Source organism: Mesorhizobium sp. M0496 (assembly GCF_040321205.1).
Lineage (GTDB): Bacteria > Pseudomonadota > Alphaproteobacteria > Rhizobiales > Rhizobiaceae > Mesorhizobium.
In genome coordinates this window covers 110,223-125,475 of sequence record NZ_JAMYRC010000015.1, presented here as the reverse complement: position 1 = coordinate 125,475, position 15,253 = coordinate 110,223, and the positions used below count along the sequence as shown (strand labels likewise).

Genomic DNA, 15,253 nt, shown 5'->3' with positions numbered 1-15,253 from the left:
GAAATCCCCATAACCATCGCCTGTGGCCCACGGGTTCCTTCCTCGGGGACTTTCGTACGCCTGCCGGCGCCCGAAACTCTTCACGGATGCTTCCCGTCAGCTTTCGATGCATACTTCACAGAGAAAGATCTATCGGGGAAGCCGTCGGCTCTCCGATGCCTTGCCGGGGCTGGCAGAACTGAACAGGTACCTTTTCCGCTGGAGGATCAGGTCGGGCTCAGGGTATGCCGCAGGTTTCCTAATTCTGAGCGGAGTCGCTGCCCAGCGGCTTGGAGCGATTTTACCAATCCTTCGGCTTCGTTCTCTTCAATAACAAGAACCGTGCGTTGCGGCTGCTTTGATCGGAACGCAAGTGTCCGCAACACGAGCAACCAACCCCCTTGTTGGTCGAGTACAATTTTGCCGACACCGTGACACAGCGACGCGCGCAGGCTCTCATGGGCACGGAAGGTCGACAATGCTACTGTGGATGCCTTGCCCTCCAAAGCGAAAGCTCCGGCTGGTCCGATCAAGTTTGCCAACTCCTCGAATCTCTGGCCGACCAGATGGGGCAGTTTCACGACGATGCCCCGCTCCGAAACATTCGCCAGCACCAAAAGCGTATCGCTAACGGCTGCTTCGCTTCGAGCAAATATATCGAGACAGCGTCCACGCCACGCGTTTGCCGCCGCGAGAGCACGAGGCCAGTCTGCGTTATCGACAGCGGGGATAGAGGGCATTTTGATACACATATGCGGACGAATGATAGCAGCAGAAACTTACCGACACGTTGGCTGTGAACCTAGCGGAAGGCCTCCTTGCATGGAAGGTTTCGAACGAGTTTTTCTGCTGGTGGATGACGATGCTAGACTCTTCGGCTTCGCTTGCCTGTGGCCGCCCCGGGGTTCCCCATCCCGCTCCCACTGACGATGCTCCGGAGGGCCGGGCGATCTTGTCTCGCCCTGCTGGCCGTGCCCGGCCAGCACCCTCGAGGCGCATTGCCGACCGGCAGCATTTGGGGCCGTATTCGGACCGTCTGGTTATAGGAAACGCCCGTCAGTAAGCTGCCGTTCTGAGACCAGGCCATCAGGCAGCTTGCCTGGTCCGCTCACGACGTGGTGCCCCTAGGTTCACTCCCTGATGGATCCATCAAGTGCGAGGGATTCGATCGATGGTCTGCGGCGTTGAGCGTTTAATCTTGCACATTTTCCTGTCGTCTGCGACAAGTATCCATGTCGCTGCAAACGATTCAATTTACCCAGGAGCAAGCGCGCGATCTCGCCGGCGTCTCGCCGGGCGAGGTGCGTGCATGGCGCAAGGCAGTGAGCTATCTCGCCGCCAAGCCGGGCAAAGCGGCCCGTTTTACCTTCGCAGACATTCTCGGATTGGCGATCACGCGGCGGATCACCGGGGACTTCCACGTTCGCATCAGCGATATCGGTGACAGTATGGACGCGCTGTTTCGCGCCCTGTCAGAAACCCGTCCCTCTGATCTTGAGGGCTCGGTCGCTCTGATTGACGCTCAGACAGCCCGCTTGGTGCCCGGCGCGGACCTTGGAGCCAAGCCACTTAAGGACCCGACCTTCGTCGTCCCCTGCGCTCAGCTCATCCACGATTTGAGCCAGAGAGTAATGCCGCTCGCGCCCGCGTCGCTTCAGGCGGCGTTGCCCTTCGCGCCCCAGATGGTGAAGGCGGGCCGATGACTGACGCGGCGCTTCGTCAAATCCTGTCAGCGACCGGCTACATGGCCGACGGCGAAGCTGCGCCGGGCGTTCTGCTGGGTGAGGAAGCTCGCTTGGGCCGGCGAGGCCGATCCTTCACGCCCGACGCTCTGTGGCGTGGCCAGTCCTCTCTGACGGTCTATTTCAAGTTCACTTCGAGCCCGCCGGCCGACGCCGATTTGGCCGCTTGGCGTCAGGAGATCTGGAATGAGGGGTTCGCGCCCCTACTCTGGATCGTGTCGCCGGATCGCATCGATCTCTATAACGGCTTCGGTCGCCCCCGGCCGGAGGCCGATCCGGCCCAGAACCGTCTCGCAACCTTCCTTACGATCGCATCCGGACTGGAGGAGCTCGACGCGCTCGCCGGCCGTTTCGCCATGGAGACCGGGCAGTTCTGGACCAAGACGAAACAGGTGGATCGCAAGACTGCGGTCGACCAGCAACTGCTCTCGGATCTCGCCGTTCTGGAACGGGACCTGGTGTCGGCGAACCTCGTCCGGGACGAGGCTCAGGCGCTGATCGGCCGGGCGATCTTCACCCAGTATCTGCTTGATCGCGACATCATCACCGCCGAACGGCTGCACAGTTTGTGCGGGACGACGCGTCTGTCGGCCGCGCTCCGCGACCGGCAAGCCACCAGCCAACTGTTCAAGTGGCTGTCCAAGACCTTCAACGGTGACATGTTTCCGCCCTCGTCGGCGGCGCCGCCCGCGCCTGCGCATCTCTCTCGGGTCGCGAACTTTCTGGACGCCGTCGATCCGGTCAGCGGCCAGACCACCTTCTTTCCGTATCAGTTCGACGTCATCCCGGTAGAGCTGATCAGCTCGATCTACGAACAGTTCGCCCATTCCGGCGCCGCGCCCGTGGCGGGACGCGCTCGATCGACGGAGGCCACCCGCGCAGGCGTCTACTACACCCGCCTGCCTGTGGTCTCCCTGATCCTTGATGAGGTCATGGACGGCCTCGACGGCGAGCAGACCGTGCTCGACCTGACGTGCGGATCCGGCGTCTTTCTTGTCGAGGCGTTTCGGCGGTTGATCCATCTAAAGGGCCTGAGGACGCCGATGACGAGGGCGGCCATCCGCAAGGTGCTCTACACCCAGGTCTACGGGGTCGACATCAGCGAAGCTGCCATCCGCGTCGCCGCTTTCAGCCTCTATTTGGCGGCCTTGGAGCTCGACCCCGATCCGCAGCCTCCGGAAGGGCTGACATTCGAACCGCTGATCGGCCGGACCCTGTTCGTGGGCGACGCCCGAACCATTGAGCAGACAGAGGCCGCGACCGAACATCTCCTCGAAGAAGACGGCCTAAAATCATTCGACGTCATCGTCGGCAACCCGCCCTGGAGCTTCAAGGGCAAGGCCGGCACGGCCGACCGCCGCAAGGGCGGGCAGACCCTTCCCGCCCAGCCGCGGGGCGTGGGTCTCGACTTCCTGATGCGGGCAGCGGAATTCGCGAACGCGCAAACGCGGTTTGGCATGGTCCTGAGCGCCACCCCCTTCTTCAGCGCCAGTAAGACCGGCGCAGCGGCGGCGCGCCACGTGGTCCGAGCCCTGGGCCCGGTGACGCTCGTCAATCTGTCGAACTTGCGATCCTGGCTGTTCGAGGGCGCAGCCATGCCGGCCGTGGTCCTGTTCGCTCGGCATCGGCCCCAGCCAACCGAGACCCTGACCATCGTCCAGGTGCCGTGGTCGCCCGCAGGGCCGCGTTCCCACACCTTCGAAATCGCGCCCAGCGATATCGTCCGCCTTTCGCTGGACGACTGGGAAGCGCGGCCGACCCGCCTCAAGACAGCGGCTTTCGGCCGACGCAGGGACCTGCGCCTTGTTGACGATCTCACCGACGGGCATCGGCCGCTTGGCGATCGGCTGCGGGATCTTGGAACCGTCCTGGGCGACGGCCTCATCCTGGGCAAACCCGAGAATCGGAACCGCGACGCGGCTTCCCTGGCTGCTCTCGACTATCTGCAGAAGGACGACCTGCAGCCCTTCGCGGTGCCCGACGATCTCCCCTCGTTCGGGCTAACGGCCGCGCAGTGGCCGCGCGATCGGGCGCTCTACAAGGCACCCCTGCTGCTGGTGAAGGAGTTTCTGCCCGGGGAGCCGAGGCCGTTGACCGCGGTCGCCGATCGCGACCTCGTCTTCTCCGAAGCCTTCTTCGGCGCGCCCTTCCCTCCGTCGCACCGCGAAGCGGCCCATATCCTCGCCGGAGTCTTGGGCTCGGCCTTGGCGGCTTGGTTCTTCCTCATGACCGCCGGAGAGTTCGGCCTCTACAAACGGCGGCTCTTCCGACAGGACGTGGCGCTACTGCCCACGCCGGATCTCACCCTGATTGCTGGTTCTGATGCCGGTGGAGAGATCTACGCGCTTGAGCAGCAATTCCGATCCCAGGCCCCGACGCCACCCGACTTGGTCGCGCTGGACGACGCCGTCTTCGACCTTTACGGCCTCGACGCCGACGACCGGATAGTGGTGCGAGACGGGCTCCTCAAGGCGGGATGGCAATGGAGCGCGGGCCTTTCCGACTCCATGACCCCGGCGGGCGCGCACGAGGGTGTCGCGGCCTATGCCCGAACGTTCTCGGCGGTGCTGGACCGATGGCTTGCGGCCCGTCGCCAGCGCAGCGTTCGTGCGGAAGTGTTCGACCTGCGTGGCACGGATGCGATGCGGATCGTCCGGTTCGTCCTGGAGGACGGCGCCAAGGCCCCGGAGGTCGAGATCGTCTCGCCCGACGGAAGTCTCGCGGCGGTGTTCGGACGGCTTGAGGACCGGATGAAGGTGCCTCTCGCCAGCGCACTCACCGGTCAGCGCGAACTGCGGGTCCATGGCCGCAACGAGGTCGTGATCATCAAGCCCGCGGCTCGTCGCCACTGGCTGGAGAGCGTGGCGCTGGAGGACGCAGACGCGGTGATCGCCGAGAGCTTTGCGGGCCACCGACATTGAGGATCCCCCATGAGTCCCAAGGCGTGGTCGGGCGCGAATACATCGCCCTAGCCGATGAGGTGGTCGCCGCGATCCTGGTGACGGTGCGGGAGGGCTGGGCTTTGGCGGCCATAGATGGGGAGACGGCCTTAGAGGGCGAGGTCGTCATGACCGAGCGGCTGCGAGACGGCATGCGCCAGGCTCTGACGTCCGGAACGCTGGCGTGGGGCAAGTCCTTCATCGTGGCGCTCGGCATGGAGTCGCGCTCCACCCCCAATGTCATGACACCCGACGGTCGAACAGACATTCCCCTGTATGTCGTGGAAGTTTTCCTGCGCCACGCTGAGCACGATCCTCACGCGATCATCGAGTGCAAGCGCCTGGATGGAAGCGACACCTACCTTTGCCGGGAGTATGTGGTCGAAGGCGTCGATCGGTTCCGTTCGGGCAAATACGCCGAAAACCATGCCTCCGGCTTCATGGCGGGGTATCTGCTCGGCGGCGATGCGCAGTCGGCAGCGGCGGGCGTAAACGCGTATTTGGGGCGCGTGAAGCGGGCCGACGAACAGATCTTGCTTTCTCCAGTCGTCGAACATCCGGCATTCTGGCGATCCGAACATGCCAGAACGGTTGAGCGACCAGCCATCGCGATCCACCACGCTTTGCTCGAGCTGACCGCCGGATCCTAAGTCGTAGTCTTGGCTATCGCCAATTGATCGCGATTTTATCAGAAGTTTTGCCCCAAGCGCGATTTATACTGATCCATGAAGTATAGGTGACGAGATCATGGAAGGGGGCGGCTGCTGATCAAGGGAAACTTGACGCGATGAGCCGCCGATAAGGGGAGGCGGAAACATGTTTATTGAGCGGCTCAGTCTGACGAATTTCCGCTGCTTCGGACCTGAAGCGACAAGCGTCGACCTCACCTCCGGCCTCACCACGTTTGTCGGCGTCAATGGTGCGGGGAAGACGGCCCTGATGCAGGCCCTGCAGCGCCTCTTCGGCGTGACCGGCGATCAGCGACGCCTACGGCGCCAAGATTTCCATGTCCCTTCCACCGAGCTTGTCGCACCGCTCCAGCGAAACTTCGTCCTAGAGGCAATCATTGCCTTTCCGGAACTGGACGCCGACGGCGCCGGCGGCGCGGCAATTCCGGAATTCTTCCACCAGATGGCCGCTGACGAGGCGGGCAAGCTGAAATGCCGCCTGCGTCTCGAAGCGACTTGGACCGATGACGGTTCGCTCGATGGTGCGATTGAGCAGAAATACTGGGCGGTCCGGACTTTCGGGGCGTTCACCGACGCTGATTGCACCGAGTTGAAAGCGGCCGACCGGGCGCGGATCCAAATGATCTACGTGCCTGCGACGCGGGACGGCGCCTCCCAGGTGACGGCCTTTCTGCGCGGCAGGCTCTGGCGCGCCATCAACTGGTCGCAGGGAGTCCGCGACACGTTCACAAACGCCGGCGCCGCCTTGAACGGCGCTTTCGCCGGGGAGCCGGCCGTCGATGTGATTGCCGCAGCGGTGACGCGGCGGTGGCAGGAAGTTTACACAGCCGGGACCGACACGACGCCGGTCTTCCGCCCGCTCGACCTGCGTTTTGAGCATTTCATCCGGAAGGTAGAGGTGGTCTTCCGCCCCGACGAGGTCGGCCGGGAGCGAGCCCTCGATGACCTGAGCGACGGCCAGCGGTCGCTCTTCCATTTGGGGATGACCGCGGCGACACTGGACGTTGAAGCCGGGATCGTCGCCGATCCTGCTGGGGCCGGTTTCCAGGCCGGCGGCGTACCGTTACCGGCGCTCACGCTCATCGCGATCGAAGAGCCCGAGAACAATCTCGCTCCCTTCTATCTCTCCCGCATCGTCCGGCAGATACAGGACCTGACGAAGTCGCCGCAGGCGCAGGCCGTTGTCTCCAGCCATTCCCCAAGCATCCTCGCCTGGGTGGATCCGACCCAGGTCCGGCACTTCCGGCTCGATCCGCACGATCGAACGGCCCGCATCCGCCCGATCAACCTCCCCGTTGGCGAGGAAGAGGCATCGAAATTCATCCGCGAGGCAGTGCGGACCTATCCCGAACTCTATTTCGCGCGCTTCGTCGTGTTGGGGGAAGGTGCGTCCGAGGAGGTCGTTCTTCCCCGCCTCGCCGAAGCGATGGGCCTCGACATCGATCGATCCTTCGTCGCGGTCGTTCCGTTGGGCGGTCGCCATGTGAATCACCTCTGGCGACTGCTGACCGATCTCGACATTCCCTACGCGACGCTGCTGGATCTCGACTGGGGCCGAGCCGGTGGCGGATGGGGGCGTATCAAGACGGCCTGTACGCAATTGCTCGCAAACAACGTCACGCCTCAGGCCATTTTCGGACAGCATCTCAACCCACAGGGTCCGGCTGCCAACCTGGCGACCTTTGACGCTCTGCCGCCACCGAATTTTGCGCACATCACGCAGTGGGTGCAGTGGCTGCGCCAGTTCAACGTCTTCTTCTGCACGCCCCTCGACCTCGACTATTCGATGCTGAAGGCTCTCCCGCTCGCCTATCAGATCGTCGAACCCGGCCGCCAGGGGCCCTCGCCTGCAGGGGAGCCGCGCACGGCGGTTCTCGGCGACGACGGCCTGCCTCACCTGTACGCTGCCGACCAGGACGTTTTGATGCGCTGGTATCGCTATCTGTTCCTGGGGCGCGGCAAGCCCAGCACCCACGTTCGGGTGTTGAGTGCACAAGACCCGGCTGCCCTCGCAGCCGCCGCTCCCGAAGAACTGCGCGCACTCCTGATCTCAATTGTCGCTCGACTTACCCCGCCGCCTCCCGCGGGTGCCTGACCATGCGCCTTATTCGGCCAGAGGACTGGCGCCCCAGCGGCATTAACGATCTCGAACCGGCGGCGTGGAATGCCCTGCGCCACGCCGGCTCGGCGTGCGTGGTCGCAGGCCCCGGCGCCGGCAAGACCGAGTTTCTGGCCCAACGCGCCGACTATCTGCTTGAGACGGGCCTCTGCCGAGCGCCGCACCGCGTGTTGGCGATTTCGTTCAAAACGGATGCAGCCAACAATCTCGCGTCGCGCGTCCGCCAGCGGTGCCCACCAGAGTTCGCCAACCGGTTCGTGTCGGTCACCTTCGACGCCTTCACCAAGAGCCTGGTCGATCGTTTTCTCAACGCCATCCCCGCCGACTGGCGCCCGACCCGGCCTTACGAAATTGCCTTCCCAAAGCGCAAGGCGATAGAAGGCTTCCTCACGCTCGCCCGGCTCAGTGCGCCGCCGGAATGGCAGGCGGAAATCGCCGGCTACAGCGCGAGCGACTTTGAACCCAAGATCGTTGGCAGCTATCGCTTGCCCATGGGACCTATCGCGCCCCAGAACGCCGCCGAGTTCGCCATCGCCCGCTGGTGGGCAACGCAACTACGGCCAGGCCAGTCCTCTGCACTTACCTTCGTCGGCATCAACCGGCTCGCGGAGCTGCTGCTCCGGGCCAATCCCCACATCCGTCGGGCGCTTGTCACCACCTATCCCTTCGTTTTTGTCGATGAATTCCAGGACACGACCTACGCGCAATACGACTTCCTGCTTTCGGCCTTCTTTGGCGGACAGACCGTCATCACCGGCGTCGGTGACGACAAGCAGCGGATCATGGTCTTCGCTGGCGCGCGCCAGGATGCCTTTCAGCGGCTGCAGGCCGATTTCGGGGGAGCCCGCTTCCCCCTCCTCTTCAACTTCCGTTCCTCGCCCGACTTGGTCGCTATCCAGCACGTCGTCGCACGCGCTCTGGATCCGAACACCGTCCCAACGGTCGCTCAGACCGCGCGCCAGGTCGATGGCGACGTGGCTCACGTCTGGTCCAGCCAGACCAAGGCGGCGGAAGCCGCCCACCTGGCGCAATGGATCGCCAACGACATGGCCACCCGCGGCCGAGCGCCGCGCGACTACGCGCTCCTCGTGAAGCAGAAATCCGATGATTATGAGCACGAACTCGCTGGAGCCTTCGCCGCTCACGGTCTGCGGATCCGTAACGAGAGCCATACCCTCGGCAAAACCTCGCTTCAGGATTTGCTTTCCGATGACTTAAGCCGGCTCGCGATCGCGATCTTCCGCCTGGGCGCGACACGCCGCGCGCCGGCCGCATGGCAGCTGGTCTCGTCTTCTGTCCTGGCGCTGCGCGCTACCGGGCAAGACGAAGATGCGCGCGCGGCCAAGGTCGAGGCGGAACTCAGCGCATTTCTCACTGCCTTGCGCACCGACATGGCGGCCACCGCCCCGTCGCGGCAAAGCGCTGTCGATTTCGTCAGACGGGTTTTCGAATATCTGGATCTCGGCGCGATCGCCCGAACCTATGCCGAATATGGCGTTGGCGACCTGCTTCAGATCATCCTTGAAGCTTTTTGCATCCACTTCTTCGCTTCCGCCGATGGCGCCCCGAACTGGACGGCCTGCCTAGATGCGTTCGAGGGAGTCAATCAGATCCCGATGATGACCGTCCATAAGAGCAAGGGGCTCGAATACGACACCATCATCTTCGTTGGCCTCGACGACCGGGCTTGGTGGGCCCACACCCCTGGTGACCCCGAAGGCGTCGCCGCATTTTTCGTCGCCCTCTCGCGGGCGAAACAACGCGCCATCTTCGCCTTCTGCCAACAACGCGGACAGCGAAACAATGTGGCTGAGCTCTATCAGCTTCTCACCTCAGCCGGGGTGCCGGAGATCGCGATATAAGGACGCGGTGATTGTTCATGGAATACAGGAGCCACTAGCAGCTCCGCAGTTGATCGAGGGGAGAAAGGTAGTCGCCCCCTTAGGCAGGCATTCGGAATGGGGCGTTTAGCTGACCTGCAGCTTACTGGTGACTAGTGCTTTCGTTCGACAGAGCCGGGAAGGTTCAGACCCGGGCGTTTAGTTCGGCGTGAACGCCTCAATGCTTGCCATCAGGATCCACCGAAAGTAGCTAGTCTATAGTCTAGTGCCCAGCTCTATCCCTCTTACATCGACCATCCCCAGCGCCGAGCGCACAAAACTATACCGAATCGACCGAATAGTCCGCGTGGGTTGATGATGACGCAGAAGCTCGAGGCTGCCTAAGACAGCCTGGTCCGAGCTCAGCGGAAACTGTGGTGAATGGCAGCAACGACTGCACGTCCTTCGTTCAGCGTCGCTTCGATCATCGACTGAAGATGGCGCGTGGTCGCGCCGCGCGTGCCGACATAGCCCGATCGGACCAGCTCGACGAATGCCTCACTGCGCAAATAATGGCCATCGAGCTCGGCATGGTCGACGCGAAGGCCGCTCCGGCTCCCGCGCATGCCGCCATTGCCAAGCATATGGTCGAGATGGCCAAGGCTGATCACGATGCCCGCTGCATTCGCTGCCGAGCGGCGTTTCATCATCTTCACGAAGAAGGCGCCGGGATGGAGGCGGTACGGCCCTTGGGGATCGAGATCGCGATCGAATTGCCGCATCAGGTCGAGTTCTTGCTCGAACTGCCAGTCTATACGGACCTGCCATCCCTCGCCCATATCGTGGTCGCGCTCGAGCATCTTGTACTGCACCATCACCAGCGCACCGCGTCGTTCGTTGAGGTAGATCAGATCGACCCCAAGACTGCTCGAGCGGTCAGCGATTGGCTGTGTAGATCTCGAGCTCGCCGTCATGTTTCCTGAAACGTGCCCGTCCGGTTAGATCGCTTTCATCCATCGTCCAGCCCGGCAACCACCGTGCGTCATGCTCGATCGCGGCATCCTCAAGCACGCGGATCGAGGCGAGTGCGCTTGGGCCGAGAACGGCCAACTCATAGGCTTCACCATCGCCGCCAAAGGCGTTGACGGCGAGCTTGATCGCGTCGTGCTGCATGACGACCGCATTTTCGACACGGCCGCGTCCGGCGATCCAGGCGAGGATGCGCCGCAGGACTGGCGAGTTGGCTTGATCGGCGGCTAGTGCCGCGATCATCGACTGGCCGAGTTGGCTGGAGATCGCTGTGATCTCTTCGGGGACAGCGCGCAATCGCGCGACCGCCTGTTGCAACGTGGGGGTTTCGACGTCACGAAGCAGCCGAGCGAGCGAGCCGGGTTCGATGTCGTCGACGAAGTCGAACGCGACGCGGGTATCCAGCGATGAGATGGCCTGTCGCGAGCGAACGATCCCGATGCGCAGGTGCGATCCGTCGACCGCGATCAGCGCGAGCGAGCGCGCTTTGGCCGATCTCGCGGCCGCATGGCGGTAGTTGAGTGTGAACTGCGCACCGTGGCGCCTGGTGTCTTCTAGCGCTTCCCATGTGTCGTGATCGACACGGACTAGTATAAGGCCAGCGGCCTGCATTTGGCGGACTTCACGTTCATCCATCACTTCCCCCCGCATAGAGTCGCACTGGTCAGTGGAGTTCCTAACCCACATCTTCGCTCGGCGCATCTCCATCAGGTGCTGTTGTTCGTCCTCTATAGCCAATAGCGGTTAGGCAGATGAATCCTCACTTCGGTCATTGGGCTCGGCCGGCCAATGGACGAAGGTCCGCTTTCGGGATCCCTGCAACTGCGCCAGAACGACCGAAGTGAGGCGCATTGCTGCCCATTCACAACGCGGACAATGGAGGTCACCGTTGTGTCACGATTTGCCTTTGAAGTTCCCCCGGAGCGAGAGTTTGAAAAGGGTCGGAAATGCTCTCCAAGCCGGCCGACTGGTGCGCAGTCGTCTCATTTTTCGATAAACCGCGGTGTGGCCACGACCCAGTTGCCTTGCAGCTTCAGCCGGCGAAACTTGGGTGTTGATCAGTTTGATCGCGGGCTCGACCTTCGTACTGGTCGGCCCCATCACGATTGACGTGACTTCTCGAAATGCAGGGGTGACGCAGGACCGCCCAACCATTAGCTTTCCCTGGGCAGGTTTGAGGAGGTCAACGTGAGAATTCACGACAGCGTAATTGGAGGATGGGAGTTCTTGGCCGAGGACGAGGCGATTGATGCTGCGATCGATAAATACGGCAAAGACCCGACGACGTCGGTCGCGTACTGTGCGTTCGAGACGCTTGGCGATCGGGGTGGACCCGAGCATCGGTTTTGGTTCGACCTGTTTCTAAAGCTCGCAAAATCGGATCACGTAGGTTGGGCGTAAGGCTCAGCCTCAGTTGTCCGCGTCCCCTCGATGCTCCCCACAAAACCAACAGTCCGCAGGCCATATGGGACCCAGCCGCCCCATTTCGCGTAGCTTGGGCAGGCGTTGCTCGAACAACCTGCACGGCGCGGTGCCGTCGTTCGCTGTATCTCAGTTTGAAATTACGATTTGCGCTTAGGCTTGCTTAGCACCTCTGGCTTCCATCCAAAGTAGGAATACAGAAATTCACAGTCGCCTTCTCGGTCAGTGAGTTTCGCTCGAATCCTGAATTTTGTTCCGACAGGATAAATCTGGGGATTGGTGAGAGTTTTCGAACACTCAACATGGAGGTTAGGCGGATACCCTTGGCCCGCTGTCGGTCGAATGTGGATCGACCCGTGCAGACCAGCGGTGCTGGTCGGAAAATAGCTTTCGACCTCTACCATCTGATATGGTTCATTCGGTTTCGCCATCGGTTTTTCCTCACGCTTTTTGTACGGCCCGCGCTTTCTCGACTTTGGCGCACGGCGCCCACTTCTCGCAAGGCTGTCCATTGACCACAGCGTCTGTGATAGGCACGCCGCCATCGCCGGGGACATTTTTAGTGCCTTGCGACGCGTCTGCATCCGTATCGTAAGGTTCTGGCGTTCGACATGCGGTGCGCTGACATACGCGGGGTTGTAGCGGCGCTCTGGGTCTTGCCATCCGCAGCCGGGACCAGGTTCATTCGTGAAAGGGGGGAAAGGGCGGCTCTGCCCCCTCTCCCCTGCAAGGGGAAAATCGGTCTCCCCGTCCTTCCTCCGCGCGGCCAGGGCCGCGCTCCGTGCAGGATCGACGCAGATCCGCATGCGCGGATCGGCGCCGACCCTCGGTTTCGCCTTCGGGCGGGTGATCCCCCTCCGATTTGTCCCCTTGCCCCCCTCTCCCCCGCAGTTCCGCACGAGCTCGGGAGCAGGAGCGGGGCTCCTGCCCGTTCGGGCAGGATTTCCGCTTCGCGGGAAAAGGGAAAACAGGAGAGAAAACCCATGACCGAGACAATCACCATCCCCCTAAACAAGCTGGATTTGGACCCCAAGAACGTCCGCAAAACCTATAGCGCCGAGGGCATTGCAGCGCTGGCAGGGAGCATCAGGGCGGATGGCTACAGGCTGTTGCAAAACCTTGTTGTCAGGAAGGGCGATAAGAAGGGCCGCTATTTCGTGACCGCTGGCGGGCGACGCCGCGCGGCGCTCTGTCTGCTGGCCGAGAAGGGAGAGATCGCGAAGGATTTCCCCGTTGAATGCAAGGAGCGCGCGGGCGAGGACGCGAAGGCGACCAGTCTTGCCGAAAACGTCTTGCGCGAGGACATGCATCCGGTCGACCAGTACGAGGCGTTCCGCGATCTGGCGGACGAAGGCAAGTCGGTCCCCGATATTGCCGCACGGTTCGGCACGACCGAAACGATTGTGCGCCGCCGCCTTGCCCTTGGTCGCGTGTCACCGCGCCTCTTGGAGGCTTACCGCAACGAGGATATGACCTTTGACCAGCTTTCGGCCTTCACGACCAGCGACGATCACGAGGCGCAGGAACGGGTATGGAATGAACTGCCAACGTGGAACCGCTACGCATCAAACATTCGTTCCGCACTTGCTGGCGAGGGCGTTCGGGCAAGCGACAAGCGGCTCAAATTCGTTGGCGGGCTGGACGCCTACGAGGCGGCAGGCGGAACCGTCAAGCGCGACCTGTTTGATGACAAGGAAGGCGGTTTTGCGGTCGATGTCTTGAGGCTAGATGCTCTTGTCGCAGCCAAGCTTGAAAGCGCAGCCAAGGCCGTGAAGGCGGAAGGCTGGAAATGGGTCGAGATCATGCCCGATGTATCTTATGACACCTTCCAAGCCTACGGACGGCGCTATCCCGAACAGGTGCCGTTGTCCGAGGCCGAACAAGCCGAACTTGACCAGCTCACCGCAGAATACGACGAGCTAGCGGAGTTGATCGAGGCCGAGGCCGTCGATGAAGGGGCTGACGCGAAGATCGAGGAAATCGACAAGCGGATCACCGCGTTGCAGGATCGCACAGAAGTCTATGCGCCGGAAGTTTTCGAGATCAGCGGCGCGATCGTCACGCTGACGAACTACGGCGATGTGCGAATCGAGCGTGGTCTTGTGCTGCCCGAGGATGGCCGGGATGACGAGGCCGATGTCGACGACAAGGGCGGCAACGGCGTTGAAAAACCACAGGAAGCGGGACAGCCGAAGGTGACGCATTCGGCGGCGCTCGTCGAGGACCTGACCGCTCAAAAGACGGCGGCGCTACGGGTCGAACTCGCAAACAATCACGATATAGCCTTGGCGGCCGTGGTTCACGCGATGCTGTTGAGTGTGGTCTATGATTACTGCTCGAACGTAGATAGCGCGCTGCAAATCAGGCTGACACATGAGCATATCGAAACCAGCATGAAGCGGCGCGACGCCTGCCGAGCCGTGGCGGAGTTTGAAAGCCTTCGCGAGACATGGGGCGATCATATCCCCGGCAACCCTGCCGATCTGTGGGAATGGTGCTTGCAACAGAACCGCGACGAACTGTTGTCGCTTCTGGCTTTTGCGGCGGCTCATTCCGTCAACGCGGTGCGGAAGCTTCACTGCTATGACCGGAAAGGCGCATTCGAGCACGCAGACCAGCTTGGACAGGCTCTTGCGGTGAACATGACGAAATGGTTCGAGCCGACCGGCGACAGCTATTTCTCGTATATCAACCGCCAGAGCATCGAGGCAGTCATTCGGGAGGCGAAGGGTGATCACGCCGCGCTTGCCGTTAAGGCGGCGGGCAAGAAGTTGGAAGCCGTCGGCATTGCAGAGCGGATGGTCGTTGATAGCGGTTGGCTTCCGGAGCCTGTGCGGATTTCCATTCCTGCTGCCGACACAAAGCGCGACGACGCCGATTTCGATGAAGAAACACCGCATCCCGTGGCGGCTGAATAATCATCAGCCGCTTGCCGGTCGCGCTTTCTCCGGCGCGACCGGTTTGCCGCGCCCGCTTGCTGCAAGCTCATCAATGCCTGTGTCGAGAACCCGCACATGTCGATTGGGCAGACATTCAGGACGCGCTTGCCGTGGCGCTTGAAGCCTTCGGCCTTCCGGGAACGTTCATCGACGGCCGCTGATGCGGTCGGGGCCGGATCGACTGGCCCCGATCCGCATTGAGGGGAGGCCCGTTCCCCCTCCCCTCAAACTCCCCTTCCCGCCCGCAGAAAAACCGGCTTGGAAACCAGGCCGGTTGCGCTGAGTTCATATATCCGAGAAGGTATAGCAGATAAAGCGCGCGCCGGACAGGTGTCGAGCTATGAAGGCCTGAAAGGCCTTGGGAGAGCGGTTTTGTTTGCTACCGGTGGTAGCGAAATTGTTGCGCCAAAATGGATATTCGAGTTATGGTTCTGCAAATCACCCGGAATCATGATTCCGAGTCACGCGACCTAGCGCCTACGACGGAGAAGACGAACCGACCAGAAAAAGAAAAACCGCCCCGAAACGAATCCCGGAAGCGGTTTGCGAATAATCAGTTTAGCCAAAATCTTTCT

10 protein-coding genes are annotated in these 15,253 nt (G+C 62.1%); 7 read left to right on the top strand and 3 right to left on the bottom strand.

Going from position 1 to position 15,253, the window contains the following annotated elements; all coding sequences use genetic code 11:
• Window positions 1-206: 206 nt before the first annotated feature.
• Window positions 207-596, bottom strand: coding sequence for a hypothetical protein (locus NKI73_RS15750; RefSeq protein WP_352631171.1), 390 nt, complete (start codon window positions 594-596; stop codon window positions 207-209).
• Between the two features lie 615 nt (window positions 597-1,211).
• On the opposite strand from NKI73_RS15750, the gene NKI73_RS15745 reads away from it, so the two are divergent.
• The 5 genes from NKI73_RS15745 to NKI73_RS15725 all read left to right on the top strand — a co-directional run bounded on the left by NKI73_RS15745 (window position 1,212) and on the right by NKI73_RS15725 (window position 9,330).
• Window positions 1,212-1,682 carry a hypothetical protein gene (locus NKI73_RS15745; protein ID WP_352631169.1) on the top strand — a complete coding sequence of 157 codons (471 nt, stop codon included), beginning with the start codon at window positions 1,212-1,214 and terminating at the stop codon, window positions 1,680-1,682.
• Entirely contained in the window at window positions 1,679-4,642 is a 2,964-nt protein-coding gene (locus NKI73_RS15740; protein WP_352631167.1) for an HsdM family class I SAM-dependent methyltransferase, read from the top strand. The genes NKI73_RS15745 and NKI73_RS15740 overlap by 4 nt, the downstream gene beginning before the upstream one ends.
• Before the next feature lie 23 nt (window positions 4,643-4,665).
• Window positions 4,666-5,310: a hypothetical protein gene (locus NKI73_RS15735; protein ID WP_352631165.1), complete on the top strand. Its 645-nt coding sequence runs from the start codon at window positions 4,666-4,668 to the stop codon at window positions 5,308-5,310.
• 166 nt (window positions 5,311-5,476) lie between these two features.
• Window positions 5,477-7,444 (top strand): AAA family ATPase, encoded by a 1,968-nt coding sequence (locus NKI73_RS15730; protein ID WP_352631163.1) that lies wholly within the window; start codon window positions 5,477-5,479, stop codon window positions 7,442-7,444.
• A gap of 2 nt (window positions 7,445-7,446) precedes the next feature.
• A complete protein-coding gene (locus tag NKI73_RS15725; RefSeq protein ID WP_352631161.1) occupies window positions 7,447-9,330 on the top strand; it encodes a UvrD-helicase domain-containing protein in 1,884 nt (627 codons plus the stop codon).
• Window positions 9,331-9,710: 380 nt separating this feature from the next.
• On the opposite strand, the gene NKI73_RS15720 is transcribed toward NKI73_RS15725, so the two are convergent.
• Window positions 9,711-10,262, bottom strand: coding sequence for a hypothetical protein (locus tag NKI73_RS15720; protein WP_352631159.1), 552 nt, complete (start codon window positions 10,260-10,262; stop codon window positions 9,711-9,713).
• Window positions 10,225-10,953 carry a hypothetical protein gene (locus NKI73_RS15715; protein ID WP_352631157.1) on the bottom strand — a complete coding sequence of 243 codons (729 nt, stop codon included), beginning with the start codon at window positions 10,951-10,953 and terminating at the stop codon, window positions 10,225-10,227. Before NKI73_RS15715 ends, NKI73_RS15720 begins: the two co-directional genes overlap by 38 nt.
• Before the next feature lie 573 nt (window positions 10,954-11,526).
• Between NKI73_RS15715 and NKI73_RS15710 the strand changes: the two genes are divergently transcribed.
• A complete protein-coding gene (locus NKI73_RS15710) occupies window positions 11,527-11,718 on the top strand; it encodes a Y4oE-related protein (RefSeq protein ID WP_352631190.1) in 192 nt (63 codons plus the stop codon).
• Between the two features lie 1,004 nt (window positions 11,719-12,722).
• Window positions 12,723-14,657 carry a ParB/RepB/Spo0J family partition protein gene (locus NKI73_RS15705; protein ID WP_352631155.1) on the top strand — a complete coding sequence of 645 codons (1,935 nt, stop codon included), beginning with the start codon at window positions 12,723-12,725 and terminating at the stop codon, window positions 14,655-14,657.
• The last annotated feature ends 596 nt before the right edge of the window (window positions 14,658-15,253 follow it).